Below are 18691 nucleotides of genomic sequence, written 5' to 3'. Positions count from 1 at the left end.
TTAGCATTTAGCATTTAGCATTTAGCATTTAGCATTTAGCATTTAGCATTTAGCATTTAGCATTTAGCATTTAGCATAGCCTATCAAAATAGGTTTTTTAGCTGACTAAATCGAGATTGCTGAGTCCGCGCTTATGCGCTTATGCCACCCAATATGTTGGGCATCGGCAAACTGTGTAATAACTTCTTCTTATAAATCGCCCTAAAAACGATCAAACGCATGAAATAACAGTAAAAAGCCTGATAGGCGAACGCCTTGTGCATTTAGTTTTCTTACAGTATTTACATAATTGTCGATAGTTCTTTTCATCTTCATAAAATTAGAGTTATTATTCTAATTTGTATGGGATGTAACCGCGTTACTGATTAATCAGCTTAAAAATACACTAGATCTTGGCTGCGAATAGCTATGTTTAGTTAGCGCTGCGGTATCTGTCAGCAATTGCTGATGCATTTAACTCGGTATAAAAATTTTTAACGGTATTAATTGATAAAAGCGCAAACGCCAGCAGGGTGTTTGTAGATGTACTTCAACATAAAAATGGATATGTATGAAAAAAATAATAATTAGGATCTTAGTGATCGTACTGGTTGTACTTTCTCCCATTCTGTATCTCGCAGGCACATTTGTTTTTACAGGCCCGATGCCAGATGATGAATTTCAGCAACAACTACCTACGATAGTAAAAAACCTTGAAGTAAAAATGGATGGTGAGGGTGAAGAGACCATAGTCATGATCCACGGTTATCCTGATAGTTTAGAGCTGTGGGACAAGCAAGTTGAATATTTAAAGCAAGACTATCGGATTGCTCGATTTACTTTGCCGGGGTTCGAGCTAGAAGATAATGGCCAAAGACCCGATTACAATATTCAGCAAATTCGCATGATTATGGATGCCTTTATCGAAAGTTTAGATAGAGATAAAGTGACTGTACTCGCTCATGACTGGGGCGCGTCTTATGCTTCACATTATCTTGCGCAAAATGACTTGGTCGACAGACTTATTCTTTTAGACATTGGCAGCTATGGTAACGAAAAATCACCAAGCATTAATGTTAAATACACCTTTGCCCTTGCGCTTGCTTGGGTTTTACCTGAATTTCTCGGTGAAAAATTAACGCTTTTTACTGCGGAAAACATATTAAAACTTGAACAGAATGTAGACGCGAATAAAAAAGTGGCTAATTTACGTTCTGATGCGCGTATGACTTACCCATACTGGCATTTATGGAACGCTATTTTATCAAAAGATTTACCCCAACGTGTTGCGGTGGAAGATTTTGGCACGCCTTTTCTTTTCATCTATGGCAAAGATAAGAATGTGTGGTTCCATGGTAAAGAGTGGTTGCAACAGGTTGTCGATTTGAATAAGGGTCAGGTTGAAGTGGTACCGGGCGGTCACTGGTTTATGGAGTCTTCTGCTGACTTAGTGAATCAAACTGTCGATGATTGGATACGTGCTAATTAAAAATAATAGTAATTGGTTAGCTATCACTAAGCCGATAGCGCCAGTAACTTAGTCACTGTGTTAAGAAAGGGGATACTTGTTGAGAGTATCCCCTTTTTTAGCATTTAGCCTGCGTCGATGCTGATACTTAGGTGGATTTAAATTTTGTTAAAACGTGCAGCTGGGATCTTGCGGCTTTATATCAGCGTTTTAGTTAACCTTGTGACCGCGCTTTAAAAGCGTAATTTCGTTTTAAGATAAAACTCAGTTAAGTTGATTACAATGTGAGACGATAAAATTATTGTCATGAATTGAACACTTAAAGAGGGTTTTATTATCAAAGATAATCACAGTTCAAACTCGTCTAGCCGTAAGCCTTGGGTGACTCTCGGCGTTATTGTATCCATAGTGATATTGTTTGCGGTGGTGTTTAATGTCATGCCCAAAGGGTTTAAAACCACCCATGAACAAATTGGCACAGGTAAGCCTGCATTTGTATTTGTTTATGATCCCAACCTTGCGGTGAGCAATAGCCAAACTGAACAAATGAATGAGGCTCGCGATCAGATTAGTGAGCAAGCGTTTTTTTTGATCGCCAGAATAGGCACCCCAGAGGGTGATCAATTGATTGCCAAATACCGTGCTAGCCCTGCTGAAGTGCTATTGTTTGATCCCGCTGGTAACTTGGTTAAACGCCAGTATGCATTGAGAACGGCTGCAGAGTTAATGCAGTGGGTTAACTAAATCAACTAGTAAGCTAAAGTAAGGCTTAAATCAGCCTTATTTTTACATATTAAAAAGCCTTGATAGCAAACACTATCAAGGCTTTGTTGTTTCTAGCGAGTCATTTGGCTTTATTAGCTAAACCTTACTGGCTTACTGCTTATAGACTTGACCGTCTTTCATCACAAAGGTCACGTTTTCCATTAAGCTGATATTGCTGAGCGGATCGCCATCAACGGCGATAATGTCAGCTAAAAAACCTGCTTTAATCTGCCCGAGGTTGTCTTGCTTGAGTAAAGCGGCGCTATTGATGGTCGCAGCTTGTAAGGCTTGGGCTGGGGTCATACCAAATGTCACCATACGTGAGAACTGCTTACCGTTATCACCATGGGGGTAAATTGCCGCATCTGAGCCAAATACCATTTTAGCACCAGCTTTTACCGCTGCTCTAAAGCTATCTCGCTGGGCTTGGGATACTAACTTTTCTTTATTGATGTTTGCTTCAGGTACACCATTAGCTGCGCCATAGGCGAGGGTGTATTCAGTGTTGTAGATATCACAAGAAAGGTAAGTACCAGCCTTTACAGCCATTTTTATTGCTTCTTTATCCATGAAACTACAATGTTCGATACTATCGACGCCCGCTCTGATCGATGCTTTAATACCGCTAGTGCCATGGGCATGGGAGGCAACCACTAAGCCACGCATGTGGGCTTCATCAACGGCTGATTTTATTTCTTCATAGGTTAACTGCTGCACGCCGACTTTAGTGCCCTTAGAAAATACCCCGCCCGTGGCACACACTTTAATCGCATTAGCGCCATACTTGATGTTTTCACGCACTTTAGCGCGCACAGCCCAAGGTCCATCAGCGACCCCTTGCGATTTTGATTTTTTTTCTGGGGATGAAAAGTTATCGTCGCAATGCCCGCCTGTAATACTAATCGGATGGCCAACAGCCCAAATTCTTGGCCCTGCAATTTCACCGGCATTAATGCCGTCGCGGGTGGCAATAACGGCGTAACCCGAAGCGCCTAAGTCCCGCACCGTGGTAAAGCCTGCCATTAAGGTTTTTTCGGCATTTTTAACCGCTTTAACGGTTTGGCGTGGAATTGAATAATTTTGTGAGGCTAAAAAGTTATCCTCGGCATCACCGCTAAGGTGAACATGCATATCCATCACCCCAGGAAGTAAGGTTTTACCGCTTAAATCGATAAGCTTGTAATCATTATCTGTAGGGATTTTGGCTTGTTGGGTGACTTGGGTTATTTGATTGCCATTAATGACAATGGCCACGTCATTAATGGTTTTACCTTTTACTACATCGACGTATGCATCAGCGATTAATAAGGTTTGTTGTGCCAGTGCAGGCAGGCTTAGCGCCATCGAGATTGCCACTGCTAAGCTGAATTTTGTTAGACCCTTTAATTGTTTATTTGGCTTTACCATCTGCGTGGTTTTCCTATTTATTGTGGTTTAAGTAAGCGTACAAACCATCATACGACAATTGTTAAGCTAGTGTTAATGCTTAAGGCGATTGAATTGTAATGACTAATGTAGAAAATTATTGCCACATCTATTGTTGATAGTTATTGCCACCCCCCGCTTTATATTGATGGCAAATATCTGCCTAATCGCGTGTGCAGTAGTTTTGTGCTGCCATACTTCTTGTATAGTTAATACTAGCTTTCGTATTCAAGGTAAGGTTTATATGGCCACTCTTTCTGACAATGACTTAATGGCTCAGGTAAAAGATCATTTAAACGATCACTTAGAGGATCATTTAGCGGATCACTTTGAAAAAAGCGCTGTGGTGTTATCAGCGCAGGCAGTAAGAGACGCCGAGCAGTATTGGGCATCAAGCCATAACAATAGTACTTGGCCCTTAATGGTTAAGGCAGCTAGCAGTTTTGTGCAGCGCTTTGGCAGCGCTTTTAATACATCGCAAGCAATATTGGTGGTTGTGGGTCAGGGCAACAATGGTGGTGACGGTTATTACATTGCCAAATTATTACTGCAACAGGGTAAAAAGGTCGTGGTTTATGCGCCTTTTGGCGCGCCCAAAGCGGGCATCGATGCGCAGCAAGCCATGAATGAATTTTTAGCGGCTGGTGGTAGTGTTCATACCACTAAACCTAGCGCATCTTATCCGATCATTATTGATGCGCTATTTGGCAGTGGTTTAACCCGAACACTATCTGCTGCGGCGATAAAGGTTATTGATGACATTAATCAGAGTGCTGAGCAGGTTTACGCGGTTGATGTGCCCAGCGGTTTAAATGCCGATAGCGGCCAGCCTGAGCCGATTTGCGTTAATGCCACTGCCACCCATAGCTTTATTGCTTATAAGCCGGGGCAACTCACTGCATATGGGCCAGCATCTTGTGGGGCACTGTCGTTAGACTCTTTAGGGCTTGAGCCTATTGCTGGTACAACAAAAGAGAATTGGCGCTACGATCCAAGGGTAAATATGCTGCCATCACGCAGGGGTAATACCCATAAAAGTTATCATGGTAATGTCAGCGTTATTGCAGGTCTTGGCAATATGGCTGGCGCTGGCATTATTGCTAGCCGCGCAGCCTTAAATGCTGGCGCTGGGCGGGTATTTTTACAGTGTGAGCCAAGCCATTTTGTCGCCTGCTTAAGCCAATCTCCTGAGATTATGTTTTCTGATAGTACCGAAAACACCTTAAAGCAACACGCCGTGCTGGTGGTGGGCCCAGGTCTTGGCCGCGGGCCGCAAGCTCAGCAAATCATGCAAACGCTATTAACCCTTCAACCCAACTCTGGCGTTGATAATAAACGCAGCCTCGGGGTGTTAGATGCGGATGCGCTGCGTTATTTGGCAAAGCATCAGCAAACGGTAACGCCTTGGGTGCTAACTCCCCATGAGGCAGAGGCCGCTGGCTTGTTGGGCATATCTGCCACTGAAGTTACAAACGATCGCGTTGCCGCTGCGCTGGCACTACATAAAAAATATCAAGCAGTCGTGGTATTAAAAGGGGCTGGCACACTAGTCGCCCATCAAGGTGGAGTCAATTTTTGCCATTCTGGCTCAGCAGCTATGGCCACACCGGGCATGGGCGATTGCTTAGCAGGTATTATTGCTGCACTTATCGCCCAAGGGCTATCGGCGGTTGATGCGGCTATTACAGGGGTGAACTGGCATGCCACACTAGGCCATCAACTTGGCCAAACTCAGCGAGTGGTACTGGCCAGTGATATTTGCCAGCAGCTGAAATTAGGCCGTCATTAACTCACAATAGCGTAGTGGTTTTAGTATTTATTTGCTGTAGCGCTGTGAACTTAGGCTGTCTAAACAAATTCTAATGCTGAATAAATATGCATTTGGATGCAAATAGAAGTGGTCGGATGAGTACCTAATTGGCCACCAATAATCTTAACATTCAAAGATCAATTATTTGACGCTAGTTGTCTGTGACTAAAGGCGCGAACCTAATACATTATAAATTGATGCTAAGACGATATTGTAAAACACTGGCTTAACTAAGCCATATAAGTGTTTGTGGGTGATTGGCGGCAGCTGTTGATTATTTCTACGCTCCCTATCGTCAATTATATGACAAGTCAAATATTTATTAAATTTGTTAACTCGTTTTAATCTTGAGTCTATATTGCTGTAAATAATAGTTTTTTTGACGTGCTGTCGTTTTATTGGCTCTGTTGTCTTATGGTTTTTTTTAATTATGATGTAGCGCGAACAGACCACTGTTGGTTATTTATATTCATCCATTATCGCCCTTGAGTCTGCAGTCTTCTTTTACGTCATAACTAGAGATATTTACATGAAAACCAATAAGTTTTTCGGTGCCGTCGCTGCTGTGTCAGCAATGTACATCTTAATACCTAATCAAAGTGCTCATGCCCATGGTTGGGCTGAATTTCCTGAAGCAAGACAATCAATTTGTTACGAGCAAGGTGGCTTGTGGAGTGGCACACCACCTAATGCGGCTTGTGCACAAGCCAAAGCGATTTCTGGTACTTATCCATTTATTCAGCGTAATGAATTTGCCATTAATATTCCTGCACCGACATACAATGATATGGAAGTGGTAAAAGCGGCTATCCCTGATGGCAGTTTATGTTATGCCAATGATGCGCAAAAAAGCGGTATGGGTGCTGAGCATTCACAGTGGACCCGCACTGAGTTACCAACAGGCACTTTTGAGTACGTGTTTAATGCAACCGCGCCTCACAACCCTTCATTCTGGCAGTTTTATTTAACCAAGCCTGGTGTTGATGTGTCTAAGCCACTTAAATGGGATGACTTAGAGTTAATCCAAGAGTACGGCAATGTTGCTGTGGATGCCGATAAAAAATACCGCATGGACATTGCGATCCCAGCCGATCGCTCAGGTGATGCGATTTTGTTTACTCGCTGGCAGCGAGATGACACCGTTGGTGAAGGATTCTATAACTGTAGTGACATTACCATTTCAGGTGATTCACCGGTTGAGCCTGTACCAAGCGAGCCATACTTAGAGCAAGGCGATGCCTTTATTCCTGCTGATATCAGCCTTAATACCCCTCAGCTTGGTGAGTCGGTTAATTATAAAGTCTTTAGTGACAATGGTGATATTCACTCTAGCTTTTCGTTAGAAATTACCGCTGACAATCAACTCGATTGGGATCGCTTATTAGCCTCACAAGTCAACGGTTATTACGAGACTCAATATAGCGGTAACGTGTTTATTGGTCGCTGGCATGCAGAAATGAATCACTATATGTATTTCAGAAATGAGCTACATAATAACTTCTTTAATGCCAGTAATGGACAGGCTTATGGAGAGTTCAGTATCACAGCAAACAATGAGTTTGTTGAAGCTGTGATTACGCCAACAGTGTTAAAAGAAATTACTAACGCTAGCGTTACCCATGGTGAGTACGTGGTATTAACGCCAGCAAGCAGCAAAGGCGATATTGAACAAATCTCTTGGGTGCAAGTGGCAGGTTTGCCGATTGAAACCGCTATTGGTCAAAATGATGAGCTAATTATCAACACTGTTTTGCTTGAGAATGTCGCCCAAGAAGTCAGTTTTGAGCTTACTGTTTCAGGTCAAGGCGAAGAAGATAAAACGGTTTATAGTTTTACTATTACCCCAACTGACGTAGAACCAGGACCAAGCCCTGAGCCATTGCCTGGAGAGCAATGGAGTGCATCTGCTGTTTATAATGGCGGTGAAAAGGTGATGCATAATAACCAAGAGTGGACTGCTCAGTGGTGGACTCAAGGTGAAGAGCCTGGTACTACAGGTGAGTGGGGCGTGTGGCGTTAATAGCCCTCATGCTTGTTTGCTAAGGTTTTAAACATAATCGCAGTAAACCCTAACGGCCAATCATTGATTGGCCGTTTTTTATGCTATAACTAAAATATGATGTGGCCCAATGCGCTTTATAAACTTGTTGATGTTTTACTCTAATGAATATCGATTTAGTTAATCGAATAGGTGTGATGGTAGATAAAGGACTGCGGCCATTAACTAGAACTTACTACTGAAATTCGTATTTTGGTGGGGAAAACGCTTGTATTGTTTTTATATACAATGAATTATATCAAGATGTTTTGAATGATTGAATCGTTATCTAGTTGCTGAATATGAAGGTATCGGGGATACCATATTTAATTAACTAAAAATAAAGGCCGTATTTAATGGCCGTATTTAAGGATTAAATTTAACGGTCTCATGTTAGCGACCAGCGAAAAGGAATTCCATAACGATGAATTTAAATATTGTCAGCGCCGAACAAGCTTCACAGCAAAAGTATGAATTAATAATTATTGGTTCTGGCTTTGGAGCTTCATTTTTTTTACTTGAAGCGTTAAAAAAAATTAACGGTAATATCCTCGTGCTGGAATGGGGCGATTATAAATCGTGGAATTGGCAATTGAAACAAAATCGTAACTCGCCAATAAACACTACTGATACCTTTAAAACTGCATCTGAAAAAGAATGGAATTGCACCATTGGTTTTGGTGGTGGAATGAATTGCTGGTTTGCCCAAACCCCTCGATTTCATCCTGCAGATTTTAAAACCGCCTCTTTGTATGGGGTCGGCAATGACTGGCCGATTTCCTATGACGATCTTGAGCCTTATTATTGTGATGTCGAAAGCATTATGTCGGTGTCAGGCGACCCTGATATGCAAAGCATGTTTCCTCGCTCAAAACCTTATCCCCAGCCGCCCCATAGACCCACTGCCATTGATCGCATTATGAAAAATGCCAATATGGACAGCCACTTTATCATGCCAACGGCCAGAGCAAGGGTGTCAACTGATACACGGGCGGCCTGCTGCTCTAATGCCAAATGTAATTTATGTCCCATTCAGGCCAAATTTACTGTGCATAATGGTTTTCAGCAGGTGTATTCGGACCCAAGAGTGCATACCTGTTTAAACTCTGAAGTAAGGCATATGCAGCACAGTGATAGCGCGGTTTCTAGCGTGGTTTTTATCAACAACAATCAAGAATATACCGTCAGCGCCGACAAGTTTGTTTTAGGCGCCAACGCCATACAAAGCCCTGCGATATTGCTACGATCGAAAATGGATTTTGGTGACACGGGCCTAGGGCTACACGAGCAAATTGGGATAAAAGTAGAGGTGTATTTAGACGGTTTAGAGAACTTTGATGGCAGCACTATTACCACAGGGCTCAATTATGCCTTGTATGATGGCGAGTTTAGAAAAGATCACGCTTCTTGTTTGATTTACTTTGAAAACCGTTGGCCTTATGGCTTTAGAAAAGAAGTGGGTCGCTGGCGAGAAACCCTGCCATTAGTCATTGTCGCTGAAGATCTCCCCCAAAAATCCAATAATGTCACTATTGATGCTACTACAGGGCAGGCGGTAGTGAGCTATACCGGAGAATCTGAGTACGCCAAAAAGGGTATTGAGCAGGCTTTAGCGCAATTACCTAAGGTACTTGATGCATTACCTGTGGAAGCGATTCATTTTCGTGGCTGGCGGCCGACTGAATCACATTTACAGGGCACCTTGAGGATGGGCAACATTGATGATGGCTCAGTGGTAGATGCAAACCTTATTCATCATCAATACCGAAACTTATTTGTGGTGGGCACATCAGTATTTCCAAGCTGTTCTTGTGCTAATCCTAGCTTAACGGCTGCAGCATTAGCAGTGCGCGCAGCGAGAATGGGGGTTTAATATGAGTGGTACTAGTCTTTCTCGACGCTCGTTTCTTAAAGTTGCAGCGGTTGGCGCAGGGCTGGGTGGGGCGGTATTTTATGGAGTGCATACATTAAATACCCAAAATTTTATCGTTTCTAGCCTTGATCGTTTACTGGGTAAGCTAAATATTAGCGATGAAAACCTGCAATTGTTTTGTGATCATTTTACCGCTGAATATGGTGAGATGAAGCTGCGTGCCATTATTATATTAGATCAATCTTCAATGTTTGATTTGGTTGTTAAAAAGCGTGCTATTTGGATTGATAAGTATGAGCGAAAATTAGTCACTGATTTTATGATGTCGACCAATTATTTCCAAGTCAGTAACCCTGCCACAGAGGCGCTGCAATACTACGGCGCTAATCGGCCTTGTTATAATCCCTTTGCCCGCTTTGACGTCGGTTGATTGCTGTTGATAAAACCATAATACCCTGTCAGTTATGCCTTTCATAAAATAGTGGCCTTTGACTTTAACAAGTGAAACTTGTTAAGCCAAAGGTCATTATCTTGCAAAATCTCCATTAAAGTTTTCCCTCAATAAGTCGATGTCTATATACAGGTCTAATCGTGTACTACACGAATATTAGAGGCCAATGTTATTGAGTCATGTTATTAAGTACTTTAATGCTCAATAAAGGCTGTTTAAGAGTAATAACCACTCGCCAAACCCCATACTGACAACTGAAATAACTTGATATTCAGGTCATTAATCACGGTGAATTTAAGCTAATTCCTCCGATTTATATTTTAAAGTAGGCTTAATCTTTAAAGGTAGTTATATGAGTATTGATGTCTCAATTAAGAGAATGCTTCAAATTACAATTTCGTTATCATTATTGGCTTTAATCGTTTTAGTTTGGGTGAGCAATGCCCAGCAATCTTCTATTTATGAAAGTGTGTTAAATGAAGAAAAACAGGTTAATACTATTTTTGCTTTAAAAGATACTCGCTATGATGTTGTACAAATTCAGCAGTTTTTAACCGATGTTGGCGCAACAAAAAGTGATGAAGCCAAAGCCGAAGCGTTAGCAAGTTTGCATGCCGCTCAAGCAAATATGGATAAACTTATCAGTTCGGCACCGGAATATACTGCAAGAGCCCAATCGATTAAACGTCAAATTAATCAATTGCATGAATCTGGTGTGAATATGGCAGATGCTTACCTAACTCAGGGGACCGATGCTGGTAATTTACTGATGAAAGGTGCTGGTGGCTTTGACCAAGCATCGTCAGAGTTAGCTGATAATTTAGATGAATTAGCCCAAGAGTTAGATGGTAAATTTACTGTTGCGGTACAAGAAACCCTAAATTCCACCATGCAAGCTGCCAGTGTGCAATTGTGGGGCAGTATTGGCATTGGTGTGTTTATTATCATTATTTTGTCAGCCCTTTACCGCAATATTTTCACTCCGCTTAACGCTTTAGATAATTCCATGAGTAATGTGGCTTCAGGCTCTAAAGATCTTACCGTGGCGCTAGATGACAGTGGTAATAGCGAAATTAATCAGGTCGCTGGCAACTTTAATGTATTTGTAGGTAATATTCGTGAGTTAATTATTGATTTCAATGGTAATACTCAGCAGTTAGGTACGGCAAGTGTGCAGCTTAAATCGGCCAGTAACGAAACCTTAGCGGGCATGCAGCGCTTACAAGGTGAAACCGAACAAGTTGCTACAGCGATGAATCAAATGCAAGCAACCGTGGTGGAAGTAGCTAATAATGCCGAACTAGCGGCGCAAGCAGCTAAAGATTCTGATACCCAAGCGGTCCATGGTGACATGATAGTTCAGCAAACGATCGCTTCGATCGATAACCTCTCTGGCGGGGTTGAACAAGCTGCCAATGCGTTACAAAAATTACAAAACGATGCCGATAATATAGGTAGCATTTTAGATGTGATCCGCAGTATTTCAGAGCAAACTAACTTACTGGCACTCAATGCCGCCATCGAAGCTGCCCGCGCGGGCGAGCACGGCCGTGGCTTTGCGGTAGTGGCAGACGAGGTCAGAACCTTGTCTAAACGAACTCAAGATTCAACTAATCAAATTCAGCAAATGATTGGACAGTTACAAACCGGTGTTAAAGATGCGGTATCGGTAATGGACTCAAGCCGTGAGCAAGCCGATAAAAGCACTGTTCAGGCAGCACAAGCGGGTGAGGCCTTAGCTAAAATTACCGAATCGGTGGCGATGATTTCTAATATGGCCACCCAAATCGCCACAGCAGCAGAAGAGCAAACCGCGGTCAGTGATGAAATTAATCGTAATATTGTCAATATTAGTGATGAAGCCAGATTAACGGCCAGCAATGCCGACCAATCACATAGTGCCAGTGTGCAGGTTAATCATTTGTCACAGCAATTAAGAGAACAAATTGGTCAATTCAAGACAAGTTAGTGAATTATTTTAAACAAGCTAGAGTCAATGTGACAGTTTTGCCACTAAAACATCCGTTATTTAGAGGCTAATGTTGTGTTATGAGCATTATGTTATAAGCATTGTGTTTTAAGCATAGTGATAGAGGCCTAAGGGAGATAGACCCATTCCCTTAGGTTTTTTCATCAATACCAAGTGATTCAAGTTATCTTATATCAATAAGCTGATGTAAAATTCTGCGCTAGAATACTGCTGGGTTTGTTGTTCATCTGTAGGAGGCTTCAAGCCCCCTTCAAAGTGCAGCATTAGTTTCATTTAATGGTTTTTAGATTTGAGGCTCATTAATAATTCTAAGACGTATTTCTTAACAAGCTTTCTCGATTGCTATTTGGCTCGCATGTACCGCTAACATATGCCTCAAAATTTTTTTGCTAAAACTCCTTTGCTTTATATTTAGCCCCTTTAATTCTAGTTTTTGCATCATTCATGTTATATCTGCCTATAAGTGCTAAAAACCATAGCTTAAATAGTGTTTATTAGCTGTTTTGTTAGCTTTAAACTGTATTTTAGCCAATATTAATTAACGATTTTTTAGGCTGACAGTAATATCACTTCCTTTTTATTTCGTTCGAAATAACCACAAAATATGACCTTTAAAGCAAAATTTGACAATTTGTTGGCCATTAAACGAGCTGTAGCAGATTTTACTTTACTTATTTCTGCTTCAGTATTACATTCGCCGCAAATAGTCTTTGGGTATAAGTAAGCCTTTAGCCGACAAGTATGCGCAAGCACGTTAAATTTCATGTTAAGTATCCTCAAATTGTCCATATTTACTCATGACAGTGGTGAAAACTCCATTGTTACACCAGTTATTGGTTTAAGTTTTTTCGCTATCGCTTCAGGCTTTTTAATGAGCCTAGTACCATTATCTTTACCATACTTTGGCCTTAGTCCATCGTTAACTCCTTGGCTTGCAAGTGTGTTTTATTTTGGTCTTTTATTAGGTGCTACTTGTATTCAAAAGGTGATTAAGCGACTTGGTCATCGGCGCGCATTTATCGTTTTTTTATGTCTGCTGGCATTAACGGTGGTAACAATGATACTGCTACCTCATCAGATCAGCTGGCTTGCAGCGCGATTTATCGCTGGACTGGCGGTTGCAGGCATCTTTGTGGTGGTGGAGTCTTGGCTTTTGATGTCCAATTGCCCTAAAAAGCGTGCTAAACGTCTCGGTCTTTACATGGCGGCACTTTACGGAGGTAGCGCCGCTGGACAGCTGGCTATTTCTGTATTCGGTACTGAAGGCATTACGCCTTATCTGTTTGTATTAGCGTTGTTGTTTTTAGCCACTTTGGCACCAGTGCTTATTCGACATGGTCAGCCTCGTAGTCATCAGCAGCAGCGCCTTAACCGCAGAGACATTCGTCATTTGAGCCGGCCAGCGATCATCGGATGTATGGTGTCTGGACTATTACTGGGACCAATTTATGGATTAATGCCGCTATATATCAGTCTATCAGGTGCTTATGCTGACTATACAGGGCTATTGATGGCAATAGTCATTGTGGGTGGCATGGCGGTGCAGCCGATTGCAGGCAGCATGTCGACTCGCATGAGTAAAAGTTTACTTATGGCAATTATTTGTCTTGTTGGCTGCGTTGCAGTGTTAGGCATACTGGAGTCAACCAGTTTAGTCATGATGGGGCTAAGTTTACTATGCCTAGGTGCTGCGAGTTTTGCTCTATATCCAATAGCGATAACGCTGGCTTGTGATAATTTGCCCCAAGAGAAAATGGTTTCAGCGACTGAAGTGATGTTGCTGTGTTACAGCGTAGGCTCAGTATTAGGGCCATTATTGGCGACCACATTTACCGATGTCGGCAACGGATTAATTATTTATTTAGGTGTCTGCTTGTTTTCCACCTGCGTGTATATGTTATTTAAGAGTGCTGAAACACTACCATCTGGCCATAAACCTATCGCAGGTTAGTTGCCAAAGGTTTTTATAACCAATCCTATTGAGCCTAATGGGATTGGTTATTTAGGCTTTTTATAGTGTTAGTTACCCCGACACTTTGATTGGCTATAGCCAGCTCGCCAGTTGCTCTTTAGTGGGTTTACTGCCTTTATGAACCACTTTTTCATCCACCACCACAGCAGGTGTGCTCATTACACCATAAGCCATAATTTGTGCCATGTCGGTGACTTTCTCTATTGTGACAGTAACGGCTTTTTCATCGGCAACTGCTTGGGCAAGTTCTGCTGTCTCAAGACACTTTTTACAGCCGGAGCCTAATATTTTAATGGTTCTCATGATAAATCCTTATTTATTGAGCTGTTAAATCACCGATGTTTTTTACATCAGTAAAATCATAAAAATGGCGTAAAGGCATTAAACAGCCAACCGACTAGGGTAAACGCCACCAATAGCAGGCAGAATAATATTGCCAGTAAGCGCCACTGCATAACCTGTTTTAGTAAGATAAATTCTGGGAAGCTGGCAGCAACGGTGCTCATGCAAAATGCCAGTGTGGTGCCTATGGGTAGGCCATTAACAATTAAGCTTTCCATCACAGGAATTACCCCGGTGGCGTTTGAATACAGCGGGATCCCCAGTAGTACTGCAGCAGGTACTGACCACCATTGGCCATCGCCTAAATGGGCCTCAATCCAACCATCGGGTACAAAGCCGTGCAGCGCTGCCCCAAGGCCGACACCAATAATGACCCATTTCCATACTCGACCAAAAATATCAATCATCTCAGTTTTGGCAAATTGATGCCGCTGTGACATTGATAGCGCTTGGGTTTGAATATCGTCAGGGTTATTAGCAGTGCTATGTTGTTGACCGCGTTTGAGGGCTTCAGCGGCAAAAGATTGTAGCCAGCGCTCAGCTTTTATTGCATCGAGAAAAAAGCCGCCTAACATGCCGACACTCATGCCAACCACGACATATAAAATGGTGAATTTTATCCCCAGTAGGCTCATGAGTAGCAAGATGGCTACTTCGTTGATTAGCGGTGAGGTGATCAAAAAGCTCATGGTGATCCCAAGGGGGATCCCGGCTGAGGTAAAGCCAAGAAATACCGGAATACTGGAGCAAGAACAAAATGGTGTTACCACCCCAAATCCAGAGCCCATCAAGTAACCTAAGCCCTTGGGTTTACCAGCTAAATAGTCTCTGACTCGTTCAACATTTAATGAGGCTCGCATTAAGGCTATGAGGTAGATCATCACCAGCAGTAGGGCAAAAATCTTAGTTACGTCTTCAACAAAAAAATGCAGTGCATCCCCAAGCTTTGTCTGCGCTGACAAGCCCAATAAATCGTAAATTAGCCATGATGCAAAATCAGTGAAAATTTGAAACATAGGTTAATGCTCAAAAAAACGTCTTATAGCCAAGATAGCGGATTTTTAGCAATGAAAATAAGCGCTAGCTCTCGCTTTTGCATAAAGGGCTGGAGCGTAAAGGTTTGTCACAATATCGGTTAAATAAAGCTAAAACACCACTTAAGCTTGGTGCTTACAGAAGTTATAACTGAAGGGTTTTGAAACTGAAAACCAGCCTCGCATTTGGGGTAAACCTTAATGCGAGGCTGTGGTCTAGATATTGTGAAGTGGGATTAAGTTAATGATTAAATTGTACTTAATTTTTCTACTTCATGATAATTTCTCTTAATCGGTATTCTCCGGTTAAGGTTCTTACATTGGGATAAGTTTTAGTGATTTTACGGCTATTGTCTTGATTGGCTTGGCCCCAACTTTTCATGAAGTTTTTATACTTTTCCTGATTGGGTTCTAAATCGGCACTATTTTCAAACATCACCATTAGCACCATATTGAATTGGCCACTTTGTGGTAATTCACTGGCAAAAATTTTCCAATCTTTAATATAACCCAGCTCTTTTTGTAACCGTACCGCTTTAACCCAACTTTCTCTTAAGCCTTCTAGGTAAACGTCTTCCATGTTGGGATCGATCCTCACCGTGGTCATTGAAGTCACTTCTTTTCCAATGTCATAGTCTTTATAAATCTCAAGCTCAGCCTGAGAAGAAACGGCAAAGAGTAAGCTGCATAATCCGATTATTAATACGATATATTTCATCTTAATCTCTCTTAGGTTGTTAAAAAATTAACACCGAGAAGTATAGTGACGAATGGGTTAATAGCGAGTGGCTAAGGCTTAATGAAGACTTTCTATTTACGCTTAGCTGCTTTTAATAGCGCTAAAAAGAGTGGGAGAGGATGGGTTTAAATCTGAGTGGAACAAGCGGTGAAGGGAATGATTGTTTTATCGCATCGTTCCCTTCGCTGGGTCTGGTTTGGTACGAATTAGTCGTGATGGGCTTTTAGCTGTTGGAATAGCACATCTTTTAAATTAGCCCGCTGCACTTTAAGTTGGTGCATGTGTTCGTCATCGGTTGGGCTGCCATCAATTTCTAACTGGCGGATTTCATAATCCAGTAGGTGGTATTGTTTTGATTGCTTTTGAAATGTTTCATCTTTATGTGTTAAATCAACAATGTCTTGCTTAAATTCTGGAAAGTCGAAAATTAGTGCGTGATTCTCATTTAACATAGATAACCCCTAAATGGTGAACAGAAATTCAGTATTTTGGAACTGAGTTCACTATAGCATTATGTTGTTTAAAAATGGCGAGCTGGTTAACAAATCTTAATGAAATTTTTGCTAAAAATAGGATTTATTTGAGTAAGTTAGGATGGGTTATTTATTATCTTAACTTACCCATCCAGTTACTCATATTTCTAGCCGTTAGCTTGCACATGTTTAAGGGCCGCCTGTAAGGCTTCATAGCGGAACAAAAAGGTGTTTTCAGTTGGCAGCGAATCAATCACATGAAACTTCTGCAGCTGATCTTTGGTTTGCAGGTTAGGGCACAATAAAAATACTTCACAATGGGCATCTTGGGCATCTTTAATGGCATTTTCTAGCGCTAGCCCAACAGTCACATCGATCATCGGCACGTCAGTAAGATCGAGGATCATCGCTTCATAATCACTCACACTGGTATGTTGGCGAGAGATCGCTTTTGATACGCTGAAGATCATTGGCCCTGACAGATAGAAAAACAGCACTTTACCATTGGCTTGATCCAGCAGGCCGCGTTCGCTTTGAGTCAGCGGCACATCGTTTTGATCGGCATCACTAATGGCTTTTACTTGCCTTGCTTGCTGCTGGCTTAATTGTTCAATGATAATAATGTTAGAAATAAATACCCCAAGGCCAACGGCAACAATCAAATCGACAAATACGGTTAAGATCATCACCCCGTACATAATAGCCATGCCTTGCATACTGACTTTGTGAGCCCGTTGAATGAAGCTCCAATCAAGAATATTAAAGCCCACATAAACCGCAATACCAGCTAAAACGGCCATAGGTATTGGCTCTGTTAAGCCGCCAGCCACAAGTACCACTAATGCCAGCATTAGCGCGCGAACCATACCAGAAACAGGTGAGCGGGCGCCTACCTGAATATTGGTCACTGTACCCATAGTCGCGCCTGCGCCAGGCAGGGCGCCGAATAAACCTGAAATCATATTAGCCAAGCCCTGACCCCGTAACTCTTTGTCTGAGTCGTGCTCTTTACGGGTCAATGAGTCTCCGATAACGGCGGTGAGTAACGTATCGATACAGCCTAAGGTGCCTAACACCAAGGCATCAATCACCATGGTAATAAAAATATCCGCATTTATGTGCGGTATCACTAAAGAAGGTAACCCAGCAGGAATAACCCCAATACGGCGAATGCTGTCACTATCAAATAAAATCACTGACAGTAACGTGATGGCGACTAAGGCAACCAGTTGCGCAGGGACGTATTTACGATAGTGCTGAGGAAACAAAAATAATGTCGCTAAAGTCAGTAAGCCTAAAAATAGTTCAGCAAACTTAATATTGCTTAAGGTGTCTGGGAGGGCTGATAAGGTGCCTAACACACCACCTGCAGGAGCGGCATGACCTAACAATGGTGACAGCTGTAAGATGATTAAAATCACCCCAATGCCTGACATAAAGCCTGAAATGACACTGTATGGCATTAAGGTGACGTATTTACCTAGCTTGAGCATGCCGAGTAAAAATTGAAAACCGCCTGCCATCATCACCACGGTAAAGGATATTGCCATTCCTGATTCAGGGTATTTGGCCACCATGCTGGTTAAAATGGCGGTCATAATCACTGTCATAGGGCCGGTCGGTTCAGATATTAAGCTTGATGAGCCGCCAAATAAGGAGGCAAAAAAGCCCACTAGTATCGCGCCCCATAATCCGGCTTCGGCGCCAGCGCCAGAGGCAACACCAAAGGCCAGTGCCAAGGGTAGGGAAATGATGGCTGTGGTGACGCCACCAAACAAATCGCCTTTAAGATTGACGTCTTTGAACCGTTCCTTAAACAAAATGCTAACCTCTTAGACCATAATTGGCGCAACTTTATCAAAAAATTAACTATTTTGTATAGATAAGAGGCGGTTGTTTATATCGATAAGCAACTGGTTGGCGCAGCTGTTAAGGCAAATATTTGACTGTTTTGTATAGATAAGAGGCAGTTGTTTATATAGATAAGAGGCCGGTTGTTTATATCGACAAGCGGCTGAATAGCGCAGCTGTTAAGGCAAATATTTAACTATTTTATATAGATAAGAGGCCGGTTGTTTATATCGACAAGCGGCTGAATAGCGCAGCTGTTAAGGCAAATGTTTCACAGTTTTGTATAGATAAGAGGCCGGTTATTTATATCGATAAGCGACAGGTTGGCGCAGCTGTTGAGGCAAATGTTTAACAGTTTTGTATAGATAAGAGGCCGGTTGTTTATATCGATAAGCAACTGAATAGCGCAGCTGTTGAGGCAAATGTTTAACAGTTTTGTATAGATAAGAGGCCGGTTGTTTATATCGATAAGCAACTGAAT

Annotated in this window: 15 protein-coding genes; 8 read left to right on the top strand and 7 right to left on the bottom strand. The window is 42.0% G+C overall.

Annotation, left to right across the window (positions count from 1 at the left end):
- The first annotated feature begins 550 nt into the window (after positions 1-550).
- Both Q4546_RS18235 and Q4546_RS18230 read left to right on the top strand, forming a co-directional pair.
- Positions 551-1468: an alpha/beta fold hydrolase gene (locus tag Q4546_RS18235; RefSeq protein WP_102439312.1), complete on the top strand. Its 918-nt coding sequence runs from the start codon at positions 551-553 to the stop codon at positions 1466-1468.
- A 417-nt stretch (positions 1469-1885) separates the two neighbouring features.
- The gene (locus Q4546_RS18230; protein WP_241901081.1) at positions 1886-2191 is read left to right on the top strand and encodes a hypothetical protein; all 306 of its coding nucleotides are present in this window, start codon (positions 1886-1888) and stop codon (positions 2189-2191) included.
- 132 nt (positions 2192-2323) lie between these two features.
- On the opposite strand, the gene Q4546_RS18225 is transcribed toward Q4546_RS18230, so the two are convergent.
- Entirely contained in the window at positions 2324-3619 is a 1296-nt protein-coding gene (locus tag Q4546_RS18225; protein ID WP_303446800.1) for an amidohydrolase family protein, read from the bottom strand.
- A gap of 262 nt (positions 3620-3881) precedes the next feature.
- Between Q4546_RS18225 and Q4546_RS18220 the strand changes: the two genes are divergently transcribed.
- From Q4546_RS18220 to Q4546_RS18195, 6 genes are all read left to right on the top strand, one after another.
- Entirely contained in the window at positions 3882-5426 is a 1545-nt protein-coding gene (locus Q4546_RS18220) for an NAD(P)H-hydrate dehydratase (RefSeq protein ID WP_303446799.1), read from the top strand.
- Positions 5427-5976: 550 nt separating this feature from the next.
- Positions 5977-7467 (top strand): lytic polysaccharide monooxygenase, encoded by a 1491-nt coding sequence (locus Q4546_RS18215; protein WP_303411790.1) that lies wholly within the window; start codon positions 5977-5979, stop codon positions 7465-7467.
- 442 nt (positions 7468-7909) lie between these two features.
- A complete protein-coding gene (locus Q4546_RS18210) occupies positions 7910-9358 on the top strand; it encodes a GMC oxidoreductase (RefSeq protein ID WP_102531463.1) in 1449 nt (482 codons plus the stop codon).
- Position 9359: 1 nt separating this feature from the next.
- Positions 9360-9788 carry a twin-arginine translocation signal domain-containing protein gene (locus tag Q4546_RS18205; protein ID WP_102531462.1) on the top strand — a complete coding sequence of 143 codons (429 nt, stop codon included), beginning with the start codon at positions 9360-9362 and terminating at the stop codon, positions 9786-9788.
- Positions 9789-10161: 373 nt separating this feature from the next.
- Complete coding sequence (locus Q4546_RS18200) at positions 10162-11778, top strand: methyl-accepting chemotaxis protein (protein ID WP_198590842.1); 1617 nt, start codon at positions 10162-10164, stop codon at positions 11776-11778.
- A 784-nt stretch (positions 11779-12562) separates the two neighbouring features.
- Entirely contained in the window at positions 12563-13750 is a 1188-nt protein-coding gene (locus tag Q4546_RS18195; protein WP_303446795.1) for an MFS transporter, read from the top strand.
- A 93-nt stretch (positions 13751-13843) separates the two neighbouring features.
- On the opposite strand, the gene Q4546_RS18190 is transcribed toward Q4546_RS18195, so the two are convergent.
- The 6 genes from Q4546_RS18190 to Q4546_RS18165 all read right to left on the bottom strand — a co-directional run.
- Positions 13844-14074, bottom strand: coding sequence for a thioredoxin family protein (locus Q4546_RS18190; RefSeq protein WP_102520482.1), 231 nt, complete (start codon positions 14072-14074; stop codon positions 13844-13846).
- Between the two features lie 56 nt (positions 14075-14130).
- The gene (locus Q4546_RS18185) at positions 14131-15129 is read right to left on the bottom strand and encodes a permease (protein WP_303446793.1); all 999 of its coding nucleotides are present in this window, start codon (positions 15127-15129) and stop codon (positions 14131-14133) included.
- Between the two features lie 286 nt (positions 15130-15415).
- A complete protein-coding gene (locus tag Q4546_RS18180; RefSeq protein ID WP_303446792.1) occupies positions 15416-15865 on the bottom strand; it encodes a hypothetical protein in 450 nt (149 codons plus the stop codon).
- Positions 15866-16092: 227 nt separating this feature from the next.
- A complete protein-coding gene (locus Q4546_RS18175) occupies positions 16093-16338 on the bottom strand; it encodes a YdcH family protein (RefSeq protein ID WP_102439323.1) in 246 nt (81 codons plus the stop codon).
- 188 nt (positions 16339-16526) lie between these two features.
- Positions 16527-18182, bottom strand: a complete 1656-nt coding sequence (locus Q4546_RS18170; RefSeq protein ID WP_303446801.1) for a SulP family inorganic anion transporter — start codon at positions 18180-18182, stop codon at positions 16527-16529.
- Between the two features lie 327 nt (positions 18183-18509).
- Positions 18510-18691: hypothetical protein (locus Q4546_RS18165; RefSeq protein ID WP_303446790.1), on the bottom strand; the 182-nt coding region annotated here is incomplete at its 5' end.

This window comes from Shewanella sp. 4_MG-2023 (assembly GCF_030548015.1).
In the GTDB taxonomy this organism is placed as follows: Bacteria; Pseudomonadota; Gammaproteobacteria; order Enterobacterales; family Shewanellaceae; genus Shewanella.
This window is presented reverse-complemented; position numbering and strand designations above follow the sequence as displayed.